This window comes from Herbiconiux liukaitaii (assembly GCF_041927495.1).
Classification (GTDB): Bacteria; Actinomycetota; Actinomycetes; order Actinomycetales; family Microbacteriaceae; genus Herbiconiux; species Herbiconiux liukaitaii.
The window spans coordinates 301,823-316,454 of sequence record NZ_JBHFHG010000007.1; the positions used below are offsets into that span (position 1 = coordinate 301,823).

The 14,632-nt window shown below is 71.4% G+C and carries 13 protein-coding genes; 4 read left to right on the plus strand and 9 right to left on the minus strand.

The window, feature by feature from the left end; all coding sequences use genetic code 11:
• The first annotated feature begins 256 nt into the window (after window positions 1-256).
• Window positions 257-961 (plus strand): winged helix-turn-helix domain-containing protein, encoded by a 705-nt coding sequence (locus ACEXQC_RS15875; protein WP_374824500.1) that lies wholly within the window; start codon window positions 257-259, stop codon window positions 959-961.
• A 97-nt stretch (window positions 962-1,058) separates the two neighbouring features.
• On the opposite strand, the gene ACEXQC_RS15880 is transcribed toward ACEXQC_RS15875, so the two are convergent.
• From ACEXQC_RS15880 to ACEXQC_RS15895, 4 genes are all read right to left on the minus strand, one after another.
• Window positions 1,059-1,328 (minus strand): HPr family phosphocarrier protein, encoded by a 270-nt coding sequence (locus tag ACEXQC_RS15880; protein WP_374824503.1) that lies wholly within the window; start codon window positions 1,326-1,328, stop codon window positions 1,059-1,061.
• Window positions 1,329-1,402: 74 nt separating this feature from the next.
• Entirely contained in the window at window positions 1,403-3,508 is a 2,106-nt protein-coding gene (locus ACEXQC_RS15885) for a PTS fructose transporter subunit IIABC (RefSeq protein WP_374824506.1), read from the minus strand.
• Window positions 3,509-3,628: 120 nt separating this feature from the next.
• Window positions 3,629-4,675, minus strand: coding sequence for a 1-phosphofructokinase family hexose kinase (locus ACEXQC_RS15890; protein WP_374824509.1), 1,047 nt, complete (start codon window positions 4,673-4,675; stop codon window positions 3,629-3,631).
• Window positions 4,672-5,460 (minus strand): DeoR/GlpR family DNA-binding transcription regulator, encoded by a 789-nt coding sequence (locus ACEXQC_RS15895; RefSeq protein ID WP_374824512.1) that lies wholly within the window; start codon window positions 5,458-5,460, stop codon window positions 4,672-4,674. Before ACEXQC_RS15895 ends, ACEXQC_RS15890 begins: the two co-directional genes overlap by 4 nt.
• 439 nt (window positions 5,461-5,899) lie before the next feature.
• Between ACEXQC_RS15895 and ACEXQC_RS15900 the strand changes: the two genes are divergently transcribed.
• From ACEXQC_RS15900 to ACEXQC_RS15910, 3 genes are all read left to right on the plus strand, one after another.
• Entirely contained in the window at window positions 5,900-6,343 is a 444-nt protein-coding gene (locus ACEXQC_RS15900) for a MarR family winged helix-turn-helix transcriptional regulator (RefSeq protein WP_374824515.1), read from the plus strand.
• 55 nt (window positions 6,344-6,398) lie between these two features.
• Window positions 6,399-7,775 carry a cryptochrome/photolyase family protein gene (locus ACEXQC_RS15905; RefSeq protein ID WP_374824518.1) on the plus strand — a complete coding sequence of 459 codons (1,377 nt, stop codon included), beginning with the start codon at window positions 6,399-6,401 and terminating at the stop codon, window positions 7,773-7,775.
• 92 nt (window positions 7,776-7,867) lie between these two features.
• Window positions 7,868-9,028, plus strand: a complete 1,161-nt coding sequence (locus ACEXQC_RS15910; RefSeq protein WP_374824895.1) for an arsenic resistance protein — start codon at window positions 7,868-7,870, stop codon at window positions 9,026-9,028.
• A 26-nt stretch (window positions 9,029-9,054) separates the two neighbouring features.
• Here the strand turns inward: ACEXQC_RS15910 and ACEXQC_RS15915 are convergent, their stop codons facing one another.
• The 5 genes from ACEXQC_RS15915 to ACEXQC_RS15935 all read right to left on the minus strand — a co-directional run bounded on the left by ACEXQC_RS15915 (window position 9,055) and on the right by ACEXQC_RS15935 (window position 14,628).
• Window positions 9,055-10,590: an oxidoreductase gene (locus ACEXQC_RS15915; RefSeq protein ID WP_374824521.1), complete on the minus strand. Its 1,536-nt coding sequence runs from the start codon at window positions 10,588-10,590 to the stop codon at window positions 9,055-9,057.
• A complete protein-coding gene (locus tag ACEXQC_RS15920; RefSeq protein ID WP_374824524.1) occupies window positions 10,587-11,579 on the minus strand; it encodes an FAD:protein FMN transferase in 993 nt (330 codons plus the stop codon). Before ACEXQC_RS15920 ends, ACEXQC_RS15915 begins: the two co-directional genes overlap by 4 nt.
• A 6-nt stretch (window positions 11,580-11,585) precedes the next feature.
• Window positions 11,586-12,092, minus strand: coding sequence for an FMN-binding protein (locus ACEXQC_RS15925; RefSeq protein ID WP_374824527.1), 507 nt, complete (start codon window positions 12,090-12,092; stop codon window positions 11,586-11,588).
• Between the two features lie 185 nt (window positions 12,093-12,277).
• A complete protein-coding gene (locus ACEXQC_RS15930; RefSeq protein WP_374824530.1) occupies window positions 12,278-12,952 on the minus strand; it encodes a trimeric intracellular cation channel family protein in 675 nt (224 codons plus the stop codon).
• A gap of 74 nt (window positions 12,953-13,026) precedes the next feature.
• Window positions 13,027-14,628 carry a carboxylesterase/lipase family protein gene (locus ACEXQC_RS15935; protein ID WP_374824533.1) on the minus strand — a complete coding sequence of 534 codons (1,602 nt, stop codon included), beginning with the start codon at window positions 14,626-14,628 and terminating at the stop codon, window positions 13,027-13,029.
• Between the last annotated feature and the right edge of the window lie 4 nt (window positions 14,629-14,632).

A 14,632-nucleotide genomic window follows, 5' to 3' on the forward strand; every position in this document is an offset into this window, starting at 1 on the left:
ATGACTGACAACGTGCACGCCCTGACCTCCTTTGAGGCCCCTGGGGATGCCGGCATGATGATGACCGGCAGCGTCGTCATGTGTTGTCGAATGTGTCGCTGACGAGTTCTCTCGCCCGTTGACTCCTGAACCGCTTTCGGTTCGGTCGAGTCGCGCTCACGGTCTCCGTTCTCGGAGCCGTTCCGGATCCCCGTGGATCCCGCGTACCGACACCTCTTCCGGCCCCTCGTGGGTCGTCGCTCGAAGGACAACTGCCATGACCATCACCCACCTCGCCCCCCGCACCTCCTCCCCCGCCACTGCCTCGGCCACCGCCGCTGGTTCCTCCTCCTCGGCCGCCGCCCGCCTCCGCGCCGTGCCCGAGGGCACCGAGGCCCGCGGCTTCGTGCTCTACGTCGGCATCGACGAGGTCAAGGCCGGAGCCGACGGCACCGACCTCGGCCGCATCGTCGAGGCGCTCCGCGCCCTCGCCGCCGAGCTCGCCCCCTCCTCCGAGACCTACGCCGCCGTGGCCCTCGCCCCCCGCGGCGTGGGCGGCCGCGACGTCGACGTGGTGCGGCTCGCCCTGCAGGATCCAGCCGCGCTCGCCAAGCAGCGCCAGGCACCCGAGGAGCAGGACCGCGCGCGGGACGGCGTGGTCGTCGATCTCTCGCGCAAGCGCGTGCTGCTCGACAACAACCCCGCCAACCTCACCTACAAGGAGTTCGAGCTGCTCCAGTACCTCGTGCTGCGCGAGGGTCGCACGATCGATCGCGCCGAGCTCATCACCTCGCTCTGGAGCGCCGGTGACGACGAGGTGCCCAACGAGCGCACCATCGACGTGCACGTGCGTCGCCTGCGCTCGAAGCTCGGCGACTACGAGGACATCGTGCGCACGGTGCGCGGCGTCGGCTACCGCTTCGACCGCCACGCCGACGTCTCGGTGCGCCACACGAGCACTCCCTCGCCCGACCTGTTCTGAGCGACGGATCGCGTGCTGCCCGGGAGACGGGCAGCACGCGATGTCAGTCGGTCACCGAGCGACCGGTGACGAGGTCACACGGCCACTCGGCTCTCTGTCACTCGGCGTCGAGGTCGGTCTCGAGGATGCCGACGAGCTCCGCGAGGGCAGCGTCGGCCTCCGGGCCGTCGGCGGCGAGGGTGACGGTGTCACCGTTCGCGGCGCCGAGGCTCATGATCGAGAGGATGCTCGAGGCATCCATCGGCGTGCTGCCGTCTTTCGAGATGGTGACCTTCATGCTCTGGCGCTTGACGGCCTCGATGAAGATGGAGGCGGGGCGGGCGTGCAGGCCCACCCGGCTGGCGATGGTGGCGGTGCGTTCGGTCATGGTGGATTCCTTCCGGGGGTGGAGCGTTCGGGGGTGGGGGGCGATCAGCGGAGCGGCGATCAGCCGGGCGACGATCAGCGGGCGACGACGGGCGTGCGTGCCGGAGCGGCCGCGGTGGCGCCCTTGGCGGGAACGGCCGAACCGGTCGCGCGCTCCGCATCCGTCTCTGCACCCGTCACCGGGCGGCGGCGCACGAAGCGCTTGAGCAGCACCACGAGCGCGGCCGACACGACCATGCCCGCGAGGATCGCGACGATGAACATGCCCACGTTGCCGATGGCGAAGAACACGAAGATGCCGCCGTGCGGTGCCTGCGAGGTCACGCCCGTGCCCATCACGATCGCGCCGGTGAGCGCGCTGCCCACGATGCCCGCCGGGATCACGCGCAGCGGATCCGCCGCCGCGAAGGGGATGGCACCCTCGGAGATGAAGGCCGCGCCGAGGAACCAGGCCGCCTTGCCGTTCTCGCGCTCGGCGGCGCTGAACAGCTTGCGGTCGATCAGGGTGGCGAGGGCCAGGGCGAGCGGCGGCACCATTCCGGCGGCCATGACCGCGGCCATGATCTGCCAGGGCGCCTGGTTCGCGATGGTTCCCGCACCGAGGCCGGCGACCGCGAACGCGTAGGCGACCTTGTTGATGGGCCCACCGAGGTCGATGGCCATCATGGTGCCGAGGATGACGCCGAGCAGCACGGCCGAGGCGCCCGTGAGCGAGGAGAGCCAGTCGTTGAGACCCGTCATGAGCAGGGCGATCGGGCCGCCGAGCACGAGGAGCATGAGCCCCGACGCGAAGATCGAGCCGAACAGCGGGATGATGACCACCGGCATGAGCCCGCGGATGACCCGCGGAACCCGGATGCGACCGATGGCCCAGGCGATGAACCCGGCCAGCAGACCGCCCACGAGGCCGCCGAGGAAGCCGGCGTTCATGACGAGCGCGACGGCACCGGCGGTGAAGCCGACGGCGATGCCGGGGCGATCCGCGATGGCGTAGGCGATGTAGCCCGCGAGTGCCGGCACGAGGAAGCCCATCGATGCGGCACCGATCACGAAGGCGACCGCACCGAGGTAGGTGAGGATGCCGCCGTCGGGCAGGTTCCACAGGCTGTTGCCGAGCACGATCTCGGTGGCGTTCTCGGTGATGCGGTAGCCGCCGAGCAGGAAGCCGAGGGCGATGAGCAGACCGCCGCCCGCCACGAACGGGATCATGTAGCTGACACCGGTGAGCAGGTAGCGCTTGAGCTTCTGGCCGATGTGCTCGGTGCGGCCGTCCGTCGTCGCGCCCGCTCCTGCGCCGGATCCGTCGGTCGCGGCCACTCGTCGGGCGTTCGGGTCCGAGGCGGCGGCGAGGGCCTCGGCCACCATGGTGTCCGGCTCGTCGATGCCGCGCTTCACGGGCGACTGCACCACGGGGAGGCCGGCGAAGCGGCCCTTGTCGCGCACGTCGACGTCGACCGCGAAGACCACGGCGGACGCGCGGGCGATGATCGCGGGGTCGAGGGGTGTGGCGCCCGAGGATCCCTGGGTCTCGACGTGCAGCTCGATGCCGGCGCGCTCACCGGCCGCCACGAGGGAGTCGGCCGCCATGTAGGTGTGGGCGATGCCGGTGGGGCAGGCCGTGACGGCGACGATGACGGGCTTGGCCGCGGGTGATGGAGGGCCTGTGACGGCGGGTCCTGCAGCCGGGCCTGCAGCGGCCGGCGCTGCGGAAGCGGGCGCCGCGGCGGGTGCCGAGGCCAGCGCACCCTCGACCAGCGCGACGACCTCGGCAGGAGTGGCGGCGGCGCGGAGCGCGGCGACGAACTCGGGCTTGATGAGCGAGCGGGCGAGGGTCGAGAGCAGCTTGAGGTGCTCCTGGTCGGCGCCGTCGGGGGCCGCGATGAAGAAGATGAGGTCGGCGGGGCCGTCGGCCGACCCGAAGTCGACGCCGGGGTTCGGGCGCGCCATGGCCAGCGTCGGTTCGAGCACGGCGGTGGAGCGGCAGTGCGGGATGGCGAGGCCGCCGGGGATGCCGGTGTCGGTCTTGCTCTCGCGGTCCCAGGCGTCGGCGAAAAGAGCGTCGACGTCGCTCGCTCGGCCGGCGTCGACGACGAGCTGGGCGAGACGGCGGATGACCGGCGCGCGGTCTGTGCCGAGATCCTGGTCGAGGACGACCAGCTCGGGGGTGATGAGGACGGACATCGGTACTCCTTAGGGGGCGGGCGCCGCGGCGGTGCGGCGAGGGTGAGGAACGAACGGGGCGGGGGACGAACGGGGTTGGGGGGTGGAGCTGAAGCGCTGTCGAGAGGTGGTGCGGCGCTCTCAGGGGGAGCGCACGCGGGAGCGGCGGGTGATGTGGATCGCCTCGGGGCGGGTCAGGTCGGGCGTGGGCACGGTCGAGCCGGGCAGGGAGGCCGCCGCCGCGCCGTAGGCGATGGCCAGGGCGAGGCGGCCGGCGGCACCCTCACCGGACTCGGCGGCCAGCAGGTAGCCGGCGAGCGAGCAGTCGCCTGCGCCCACCGTGCTGCGGGCCACGATCACGGGAGCGGGCGCCGTGTGCACGTCGTCGCGCTCGAACAGGGCGGCGCCCTCGGCACCGAGGGTCACGAGCACGGCACCGAGCGCCGGCGAGAGCACGGCGTCGGCAAGGCGGGCGAGGCGCTCGTCGTCGACGGTGAGCAGATCCGGATCGCCGATCGGCTCGGACGGCAGCACACCGAGCGCCTCGGCGAGCTCCACGAGCTCCTCGGCGTTCGGCTTGATGACATCGACCGTCTCGCCCGACGCCACGAGCGCGGCCAGCGGCGCACCCGACGTGTCGACCGCGATGCGCAGCGGTTCGCCGAGTGATTCGCCGAGCGACTCGCCGATCCGCTCCCCGAGCTGCTCCCCCGCCGCTCGATCCGCGCGCACCGTGCGCACGATGCGGGCGTAGAGGTCGTCGGGCACACCGGGCGGCAGCGAGCCGGCGAGCACGAGCCAGCTCGCCGAACGGGCGTGCTCCACGATGAGGCGGATGAGGGCATCCGCCTCCTCCTCGTCGAGGGCGCTGCCGGCCTCGTTGATCTTGGTGGTCGTGCCGTCGGGCTCGGTGATGGTCGTGTTCGAGCGCACCGGCCCCGGCACGGCGAGGTTCGCGGCGGGGATGCCGTCGGCCTGGAGAGCCACGATCATCGGATCGGTCGGTGCCCCGGGCAGGATGGCGAGGGTGTCGACGCCCGCGGCGTGCAGCGCACGCGAGACGTTGACCCCCTTGCCTCCCGGCTGCTGGGTGATGCGGGCCGCCCGCTGCACCTGACCGCGGAGGAGGCGATCCTCGAGCTCGATGGTGCGGTCGAGGGACGGGTTGAGGGTGACGGTGACGATCACGCGACGATCACCTCGACGTCGTGCGCATCGAGCGCGGCGCTCAGGGTGCCGGCGGGGTCGGCGTCGGAGATGAGCACGTCGAGTTCGCGCAGTTCGGCGAAGCGGTGCAGGGCCTCGTCGCCCAGCTTGGAGGAGTCGACGAGCACGACCACCCGGCGCGCGCTCCGTACCATGGCCGCCTTGACCGAGGCCTCGTGCTCCTCGGGAGTGCTGAGCCCGAACTCGGCGCTCACGCCGTTGGCCCCGATGAAGGCGATGTCGGGGCGGAGGTGCGCGAGCTGGTCGATGGCCGGGCTGCCGACCGCCGCACTCGTGACACCGCGCACACGACCGCCGAGCAGGTGCAGCTCGAGCGCGTCGTCGTGGTGCAGGAGGGCCGCGATCGGCACCGAGTTGGTGATGACGGTGAGTCGGGCGCCCTGCGCATCCGGGCGCCGGTGGGCGATGAGCTCGGCGAGGGCGGCCGTCGTGGTGCCCGAGTCGAGCAGCACGGATCCGGTGAAGCCCTCGCCCAGCAGCTCGAAGGCCGCGGCGGCGATGGCGGCCTTCGCCTCGCGGGCACGGTCGGCCCGATCGGCGACCGTGGTCTCGGCGAGACTCGTCTTGCCGCTGGCCACGGCACCGCCGTGCACCCGACGGAGCACCCCGCGGCGCTCGAGAGCGTCGAGGTCGCGGCGCACGGTCTCGGGCGTGACGCCGAGGGCGCCGGCCAGTCCGGTGACGGTGACGCGGCCGGAATCCGCGAGCTGCTCGCTGATGCGCTCGTGCCGTTCGATGGCGTACATGTCGACTCTGACCCCTGCTCCTGCGCGTGCTCTGCGTCTGTGCGAATCTGCGTTTCGGTGACTCTATGTCCGTTTGTTTCCGAATGCAAGCGTTTCGGACGCGAATCGGACCCGAACACAGACTCAGACCTCCATTCAGGGCGCCCAGACAACTGTCAGAAAAATAACGTTTTGATAACTAGCGCTCCGTTACCAGACCGTTATATATTCGAAGAGCGGAAGTTGTTTGCTGTGGCAGCTCCCGCGGAATGTGATTGCAGGACACTCTTGGTGCAAGGGAGAGGGCCCGTCGTTAGCCTCTACGACGGGCCCTCAATCATTTAACGCCCGGTCCTCTCACGAACCGACACCGGCGCCGTGCCGCGGGCGACTGCCCTCTCCGTGGCAGAATGAACCCTCATCCCTACGTCCCTCATCCATCGAAGTGTCAGGAGTCGCGATGTCGCCGGAGGTCTCGCCCGTGGCGGCGTGGGAATCCCTGTTCAGGGCGCAGGTGACGGTCATGCGGCAGCTCGCCCTCGAGTTCCCCACCGAGATCGTGTCGCTCAACGAGTACGACGTGATGTTCAATCTCTTCATCCAGCCGCAGAAGGTGCTGCGCATCCGGGATCTCGGTGAGAAGGTGCTGCTCACCCAGCCCTCCATCAGCCGATTGGTCGACAGGCTCGCCGCCCGCGGCATCCTGGAGAAGAGCGACGACCCCACGGATGGCCGCGGCACTCTCGTGGCGCTCACCGAGGAGGGTGTGCAGGTGTATCGGCGAGCGGCCGTGCTGCACGCGGAGTCGATCACCGCGCACATGGCGGGGCACTTGAGCCCCGAGGAGCTCGTGCAGCTCGCCCAGCTGTGCGACAAGCTGCGCGCGGGTGTGACCGAGCGGTAGGCGGCGGGAGGCTACACCGCGGGCGGGAACGGCGACAACCGGGTTGACTGGGACGATGAGCACCTCCCCCACCTCGCTGGTCTGGCTGCGCGACGATCTGCGGGTGCGCGACAACCCCGCCCTGCACGCGGCCGTGCTGCGGGGGGATCCGATCGTGGTGCTGTACGTGCTCGACGACGAGAGCCCCGGCATCCGGCCGCTCGGGGCGGCGTCGCGCTGGTGGCTGCACGGCAGTCTCGAGGCCCTCGCCGGGGAGCTGCGCGAGGTGGGGCTCGAGCTCACGCTGCGTCGCGGGCCCGCCGGCAGCGTGGTGCGCTCGGTCGTCGACGAGGTGCAGGCCACGGCCGCCTTCTGGAACCGCCGCTACGGTGAGGCGGAGCGGGCCGTCGACACCGACCTGAAGAGCTCGCTGCGCGAGGCGGGTCTCGAGGTCGAGAGCTTCCACGCCTCGGTGCTCGCCGAGCCGTGGACGGTGCTCACCGGGCAGGGCGGCTGGTACAAGGTCTTCACCCCGTTCTACCGGGCCGTGCTCGGCAAGCCGGGTCCGCGCGCTCCGCTGCCGGCTCCTGGGGCGGATGACGGGTTGCAGCACCGGCGGGTCGACTCGGACGAGCTCGACTCCTGGGCGCTCCTGCCGACCCGCCCGGACTGGGCCGCTGGGCTGCGGGAGCGCTGGACGCCCGGTGCCGTGGAGGGGCACAGCCGTCTGAGCGCCTTCCTGCGCTCGGGGGTCGACCAGTACAGCGAGCAGAACGACTTCCCCGCCGAAGACGGCACCTCCAATCTCTCGCCCTACCTGCGGTTCGGCGAGCTGAGCCCGTTCGAGGTGTGGCACGCCACCGAGAAGCACCGGGCGCGGGCGGGAGCCTCTGCCTCTGCGGGGGCCTCCGCGTTCCTCCGGCAGCTCGTGTGGCGCGACTTCGCGTACCACCTGCTCTTCCACCTGCCCTCGATCACGACCGAGAACATGCGGCCCGAGTTCGACAGGTTCCCGTGGCAGGAGCTGCCCGAGGCCTCGCTCGAGCGCTGGCAGCAGGGGCGCACCGGCATCCCGCTCGTCGACGCCGGCATGCGCGAGCTGTGGCAGACCGGCGTGATGCACAACCGGGTGCGCATGGTGGTGGCGTCGTTCCTCATCAAGAACCTGCGGGTGGACTGGCGAGTGGGCGAGGAGTGGTTCTGGGACACGCTCGTCGATGCGGATCCGGCGTCGAATGCGCTCAACTGGCAGTGGGTGGCGGGGTCGGGGCCCGACGCGGCACCCTACTTCCGGGTGTTCAACCCCGAGCTGCAGGCGTCGAAGTTCGACGCGCACGGGCAGTACATCGCGCAGTACGTGCCCGAGGTCGGCACTCCCGAGTACCCCGAGCCCATGGTCGACCTCAAGGAGTCGCGCCGGGCGGCCCTCGACGCCTACGCCACCATCCGCTGAGCTCGCCCGCCGCTCGCGGCCCGCGGTCTCGGGGGCCAGGGATCCGGGGGTTCGGGGGCGGATCGGGCACCTAGGCTGGCCGGGTGGAGCGCATGGTGGGGTGGTGGGATCGGCGGCAGGTGGGCATCTACCTGGGTGCGATCGTGCTCGCCGCCGCCGTGGGGCTGCTCCTGGGGTGGATCGCGGGCGACATGGGTGCGGGTGCTGCCCTTGGCGGCGGGGATGGCGGACCGGCGCGGGCTGTCGCCGGGGCGGTGATGGCGGGGGCGGAGTGGGCGATCGAGCCGCTGCTGGGGCTGCTGCTGTTCGCCACGTTCCTGGGGGTGCCGCTCGTGGAGGTGGGGCGGGCGGTGCGCGACCTGCGGTTCCTCGGGGCGGTGCTCGTGGTGAACTTCGTGGTGGTGCCTGTGGTGGTGTTCGGGCTGTCGAGGTTCGTGGCCGACGAGCAGGCGCTGCTCACCGGGGTGCTGCTCGTGCTGCTGACCCCGTGTGTGGACTACGTGATCGTGTTCGCGGGGCTCGCGGGCGGCGATCGGGGCCGGCTGCTCGCCGCGACGCCGCTGCTGATGCTCGCGCAGATCGTGCTGCTGCCGGTCTACCTCGCGGTGTTCGCCGCGCTGACCCCCGACGCCACCCTCGTGACGGGTGGGACGGGCACCCCGACCGGCGCCGACGGCCTCGACGCCGCACCCTTCGTGCGCGCGTTCGTGCTGCTCATCGCACTGCCTCTCGTGGCCGCCGCGCTCGTGCAGCTGCTGGCGCGCCTGCGTGGCCCGGTGGGCACGGTGGGTGGCTCGGACACCGCCCGCTCGAGCAGTGATGGGCGGGCGGGCGCGGTCCAGGGGGCCGCGCGGCGGATCACCATGGCGGGGGCCGGCGCGATGGTGCCGCTCATGGCCGGGACGCTCGCGGTGGTGGTGTGCTCGCAGGTGGCGGCGGTCGGGGCAGAAGCTGGGGCGCTCGCACGGGTGGTGCCGCTCTACGTGGGGTTCCTCGTGGTGATGCTCGGGGTGGGGATCGTGGCCGGGCGGGTGGCCCGACTGCCGGTGCCGCGCATCCGGGCACTGACGTTCAGCGGGGCCACCCGCAACTCGCTCGTGGTGCTTCCCATCGCGCTCGCACTGCCCGCCGGTTTCGAGCTGGCGCCGCTCGCCGTGGTGACGCAGACCCTCGTGGAGCTCGTGGGCATGGTGGTGTTCGTGAAGCTCGTTCCGGCCCTGGTGCCGGAGCGGCCTCGACAGCCCGCCAACTGAGCCTCAGCCGGCGAGCAGCGGGCGGCTCAGTAGCCGGCGAACTGGTCGGTGTGGATGCGGCGGGCGCCGGCTCGGCGGAGCTCGGCGGTGACGTGGTCGACGTAGCCGGGAGGGCCCGAGACGAAGGCTCGACGAGACGCGAGGTCGCCGATCGAGGCGCTGAGGGTGTCGGCGGTCACGCGGCCGGCGCCGAGGTACTCCCACGTGTCGGGGAGATCGACGGGGCGGGTGGGTGCCGTGACGAGCACCCGGATGCCCGCCGCGACGAGCTCGGGCTGGTAGGCGAGCTCATCCGGCCCGGAGACCGAGTAGAGCAGCACGACGTCGGACGGTGTGGATGCACCTCGCGCACGGCCCTCGAGCTGCGAGATGAACGGCGTCACACCGATGCCGCCCGCCGCGAGCAGCAGCGGCACCGAGGTGTCGGACGGCAGCACGAAGTCGCCGCCCACCCACGTGGACCGCACGATCGCGCCGGGCTCGAGCTCGGTGAGCGCCGTCTTGAACGAGCTCGACGGCTGCGAGAGCTTGATCCCCACGCTGAGCGGCGCCTTCGCGCCGGCCGGCCCACCCGCACCCGCACCCGCACCCGACGCGATGCTGAACATGCGGCGCGTGCCGCGAGCGTCTGCCTTGCGGTGCGGCAGCGCGAGCTCGAGGTACTGCCCGGGCAGCGACCGCACAGGTGCCACCGGCTCGAAGTCGAACGCCGCACTCGTGGGCGTGAGCGCTCGCGACCCCAGGTACCGCAGCCGCAGCCCCCGACGCTGACCGAACGCGAAGGCCACGATGTTGCCCACCACGAGTGCGATCTCGGGCGACGAGTACACAGGGCCGATCTGGAACGGGATGGCCAGCAGCACGGCCACGATCCCCGCCACCGCGAACTGCTGCCACCGGCGCGGCGGCAGCGTGAGCGGCTCGCTCAGCATGAAGCCCGCGAGGAACACCACGGGGAACGATCCGACCGCGAGCCACAGCGCATCCGCGAAGGGAGTGCCGAGCAGCATCATGCGAGCCGTGATGATCACGGCCGCCACCACGATGAACCCCACCCCCATCGTGAGCTTGCGCGTGCGGTAGAGCACGAGGAACGCCCCCACGGCCACGAACGGCAGCAGCAGCGGCGTGGCCACCCACCACCCGGAGGGGTTGAGCGCGGTGACCGACATGATCACGGCCGCTGCCGCGACGGGGTTGAGCACGTGCCGGCCCCGGATGGCGAGCACGAACTTGGAGGCCGACGCCACCACCGCGGTGAGCGCGAGCAGCGCGAGGCCACCCGGCTCGGCCGTGGGGATGAAGACGAAGAGGATGATGAGCCCGGTGATGACCGACGACGGCAGGTGCGCCGACGTGCGGAAGAGCCGCGCGAACAGCCAGCTCGAGATGAGCGTGGCTCCCACGGCCACCACGACGCTCGCGAGGATGGCGGCCGGGCTGTAGAAGATCTGACCGATGAGGCTGCCGATCAGCGCCACGACGGTGATGGCGAGCAGCACCACGATGATGAGGTTGTACATCGTGACGCGCCCGATGAGGGTGTCGAGTCGTGCTTTCATGTGAAGAGCTCCCCAGGGAAGTCGCGCGAGATCTCGGCGCGGCCATCGGCGTACATGCGTACATAGCTGAAATGGAATGTCTCGGCGAGGCGGTGCGCGCCGGTGAAGAAGAGGGCGGTCGCGAGACCGTCGGCGAGGGCGGTGGAGGCCGGTGCGGTGCCGTTCACGATGACCCAGGTGGCGATGACCTCGCGTGCGGGGTTGCCCGTGCGCCCGTCCACGATGTGGTGCAGCCCGTCGCCCCAGACCCGCCGGTTGCTCGCCGACGCGCAGAGCGACGCGTTGCGGAGACGCGCCACCCCGATGGCCTTCGACGGATCGAGCGGATGCTCGAGGCCGATGCGCACGGGCTCCGGCCCCGCCTGCACGAGGTCGCCGCTCGCGTCGACCACGAACTCGGTGCGACCGTGCTCGCGGAGCACCTCGGCCACGAGATCGACGAGGTAGCCCTTGCCCGCTGCTCCCACGTCGATGACCACCGGGGCCGTGGTGCGGAGCATCCGCCCCTCGCGCGAGACGTCGGTGCCCCAGGATGCCCGAGGCGATGCCACGGCACCGGCCGGGTTCGCACTGGTCGGCTCCGCCCGCAGCGAGTAGTCGCGGTCGTAGCCGAGGCGCTCGAGATCGCGACCGACGAGCGGATCGACCGCTCCCCCGGTGGCGAGGGCCAGCCGGTCGTAGAGATCGAAGAGCACCTCCGAGTCGGCGGGGAACTCGTAGCGACCCGCACCCGGCGCCTCGGCGATGGCCGTGACGAGCGAGTCGAGGCGGAACCGGGAGTACACCCGGTCGAACTCCTCGATGCGCGCGAGCACCGCGGCGCGCTCGGCCTCTTCGAGCGGCGCGGGGGTCTCGATCTGCCACGACGTGCCGATCGCGTCGAACGCGAAGACGTCGGGCCCTCGCAGATCGCTCGATGCCGTCGCCGACGGTGTCGCCGTCGCCGTGGCATCCGAGGCCGGGGCCATGCCGGTGCGGGTCGCTGTCATGGCTGCCTAGGAGGCCTCGCCCTTGATGGTCTCGACGGCCTCGTTGAAGCCACCGCTCGTGAGGCTCGACCCGGCCACACGCGAGACGTCGATCTCGTCGATGTTCTTGCCCTCCACGACGGCCGCGATCCCATCGGCGAACTGGTTCTGGTAGTTGACCGAGTTGGGGTTCGTGGCCTCGGGGGTGACGGTGACGGCGGTGATGATGTCGCCCTCGAGGGTGAGGGAGACGTCGATCTCCTCCTGGCCGTTGGGGGAGGTGTAGCTGCCCGTGGCCTCGTAGGTGCCGTCGGTGTAGACGCTGCCGCTGTCGGCGGCGGACCCGGAATCCGTGGTGGTGCCGGAGTCGGTGGCCGCGCCCGTGCTCGGTGCACTCGTGGCCGCACTCGTGGGGGCCGAGGTCTCGGTGTCGGTGGCCGCGCCCGAGGTGTCGGTGGCGCACCCGGCGAGGGCCACGCTGATGGACAGGCCGGTCATCGAGGCGAGGGCGATCTTCTTCTGGCGGATGTTCATGGTGCTCCCTGTCGTTGGTGCGGTCGGTCGTGGTGAGGCCGGCCGGTGCGGCGGCTTCGAACGTATTGAGCGATGCTGGCAGCCCGCTATGAGCCGCCGATGCGTTCTGTGTGACACCTCGCGCAACCCGCGGGGTGGCCTCAATCCGGCTCAACGCGGCACCGGCGCGAATCGTTCAGACGAGTTCAGCGACCGTTCGAGCGCTGCCTGCGGAGTCGGCGCAGCGTGCTGATGGTGCGCTGCTCCGGCAGGCTCCAGCCGAACCGCACGGCGAGCAGCCGGATGACCGTGGTCACCACCACGCAGCCGATCCCCCCGAACTCGATCGAGAGCCCCGCCGAGGTGGTGGCCGTGAGGAACACCGCCCCCGCGCCCGCGGCGACCGCGTAGAGCGAGCCCACGTGCATCACACCGATGGGCATGCCGAGCAGCATGTCGCGCAGGATGCCGCCGCCCACCGCGGCGACCATGCCCACGAAGATGGCGGGCACCACCGGCAGCCCGAGCGCGAGCGCCTTGCTCGTGCCGATGGCGCAGAACAGGCCGAGGCTCACCGCGTCGAGGATGGTGATGGCCACGTTGAGCCGCGAGAACAGCCGCTCGAGCAGCATGCCCACGAGCGCGGCCACGACGGCCACGGGGATGAACCAGTTGTTCGAGAGCGAGACCGGCGGCTGGTCGAGCAGGATGTCGCGGAGCATGCCGCCGCCCGTTCCCGCCACGAGGCCGATGACGCCCACTCCCAGCAGGTCGAGCCTGCGGTCCTTGAACTGCGCCGCGAACATGGCGCCCTGCACGCTGCCGAGACCGGTCGCCGCGAGGTCGAGCCAGAACGGCGTGACGAACTGCTCGGCGACCATGCTCCATTGTTAGCACGAGCGGGCGACACGCATCCGCTGCCCGGCCCATCCGCATCCGCTCTGCGGGCTACGGATCAGCGGAAGGCGACGATCTCCGGCCCCCAGGCGCGCCGGATGGGCGCATCCGGGTCGTGCTCGATCACGTCCTCCCTGTCGAAGATGAGTGTGCTGCGGTGCTCCTCGTCGTAGCGCGGCCACGGCTCGCCCTCGGGCTCGGGTACGCCGTCGCGCGCGAAGGCGATCCAGCGCGACTGCATGCGCCCGCTCACCGCGAGCGCCTCGGCACGACCGCCCAGGCGGAACACGATGTCCTTGCCCCACGGCGCGAACGAGCCGAACACGTAGGCGAGCTCGGCGGCGTGGGTGGCACCGATGCCCGTGATGCGCAGCAGCGGTGTGGCGTGATCGAACCGGTACATCCAGGTGGGGGCGTAGCGGCTGTGCGCCTCGGCGAGCCAGATGGAGGGCATGCGGAACCCGGCATCGCGCGACACCTCGGCGGGCGTGCTGCGCCGAGGGTACGAGGGGTACGCGTTCGTGATGCGCTCCGCGGCTCCCTCGAACTCGGGTCGGTCGCTCGCGATCTCGAGGAACATCTGCGTGACCGCATCCGGCGTGATGGGGAGCAGCGGCGAGCGCATGAGCTTGAAGAACGACGACTCGTCGCGATTGGTGCCGATGATGAGCGGGATGCGCGGCGCCCTGCCCTCCTGGAACACCGTGAGCGGGTACTCCGGCAGCACGTCGTCGCCGTGCACGGGAGCGAGGGCGAGGGTGCCGGGCACCTCGCCGGAGACCTCGTGCACGAGCTCCGACCCGGCGTCGACGATGGTGAACGGATCGAGCTCCTCGAGGCGGTGCGGCTCGGCGGGATCGACCCCCACGAGCCCCAGGTAGCGGGTGGCCACGGCGGCGGCGCGCTCGCGCCCGTAGACGCTCGTGACCGGGGCGCTCTGCGCGATGGCGCGGTGGAAGAGCCCCTCGGTGAGCGGCGACGCCATGAGGGCGAGCACGCACGCCCCGCCCGCGGACTCGCCGAAGAGCGTGACGTTGTGGGGGTCGCCGCCGAACTCGGCGATGTTCTCCTGCACCCAGCGCAGCGCGGCGATCTGGTCGCGCAGCCCGAGGTTCGACTCGAACGACGAAGAGAGGCTGGAGAAGTCGACGAACCCGATCACGCCGAGCCGGTAGTTGACGGTCACCACCACGACGTCGCCCTCCGAGGCGAGGTTGCGGCCGTCGTAGAAGCGCTGAGCGGTGGAGCCCTGGAAGTAGCCGCCGCCGTGGATCCACACCATCACGGGCTTCGATCCGCGCTCGGCGCCGGCGGGAGCCCACACGTTCACCGAGAGGCAGTCCTCCGAGATGCCCACCCCCGGCACGACCTCCATCGACTTGAGCACGTTCTGCGGCGCCATCGGCCCGAAGCGGGTGGCGGGGCGCGTGCCCTCCCACGGCTCGGGCGGCTGGGGTCGGCGGAACCTGAGCTCGCCCACGGGGGCCGCCGCGAACGGGATGCCCTTCCAGCTCAGCACCGTGCGGCCCGCGCCCTCGTGGCCCGTCGCCTCGCGATCGCGCGGATCGCGCTTGCGCTCCCGCATGCCGCTCACGGCCCCCGCCGTCGTCTGCCTGGTGAGCGACTCCCGGCCGGCTCCCCCGCCCTGCACTCGAGTCATAGCG

What these genes read in the sequence shown, in the direction of transcription:
- ACEXQC_RS15930 (WP_374824530.1), bottom strand. Translation starts at nt 12,952, where the DNA reads ATGGTCGCCGAGCAGTTCGTCACGCCGTTCTGGCTCGACCTCGCGGCG.
- ACEXQC_RS15885 (WP_374824506.1), bottom strand. Translation starts at nt 3,508, where the DNA reads ATGTCCGTCCTCATCACCCCCGAGCTGGTCGTCCTCGACCAGGATCTC.
- ACEXQC_RS15935 (WP_374824533.1), bottom strand. Translation starts at nt 14,628, where the DNA reads ATGACTCGAGTGCAGGGCGGGGGAGCCGGCCGGGAGTCGCTCACCAGG.
- ACEXQC_RS15915 (WP_374824521.1), bottom strand. Translation starts at nt 10,590, where the DNA reads ATGAAAGCACGACTCGACACCCTCATCGGGCGCGTCACGATGTACAAC.
- ACEXQC_RS15900 (WP_374824515.1), top strand. Translation starts at nt 5,900, where the DNA reads ATGTCGCCGGAGGTCTCGCCCGTGGCGGCGTGGGAATCCCTGTTCAGG.
- ACEXQC_RS15920 (WP_374824524.1), bottom strand. Translation starts at nt 11,579, where the DNA reads ATGACAGCGACCCGCACCGGCATGGCCCCGGCCTCGGATGCCACGGCG.
- ACEXQC_RS15910 (WP_374824895.1), top strand. Translation starts at nt 7,868, where the DNA reads ATGGTGGGGTGGTGGGATCGGCGGCAGGTGGGCATCTACCTGGGTGCG.
- ACEXQC_RS15880 (WP_374824503.1), bottom strand. Translation starts at nt 1,328, where the DNA reads ATGACCGAACGCACCGCCACCATCGCCAGCCGGGTGGGCCTGCACGCC.
- ACEXQC_RS15905 (WP_374824518.1), top strand. Translation starts at nt 6,399, where the DNA reads ATGAGCACCTCCCCCACCTCGCTGGTCTGGCTGCGCGACGATCTGCGG.
- ACEXQC_RS15875 (WP_374824500.1), top strand. Translation starts at nt 257, where the DNA reads ATGACCATCACCCACCTCGCCCCCCGCACCTCCTCCCCCGCCACTGCC.
- ACEXQC_RS15925 (WP_374824527.1), bottom strand. Translation starts at nt 12,092, where the DNA reads ATGAACATCCGCCAGAAGAAGATCGCCCTCGCCTCGATGACCGGCCTG.
- ACEXQC_RS15895 (WP_374824512.1), bottom strand. Translation starts at nt 5,460, where the DNA reads ATGTACGCCATCGAACGGCACGAGCGCATCAGCGAGCAGCTCGCGGAT.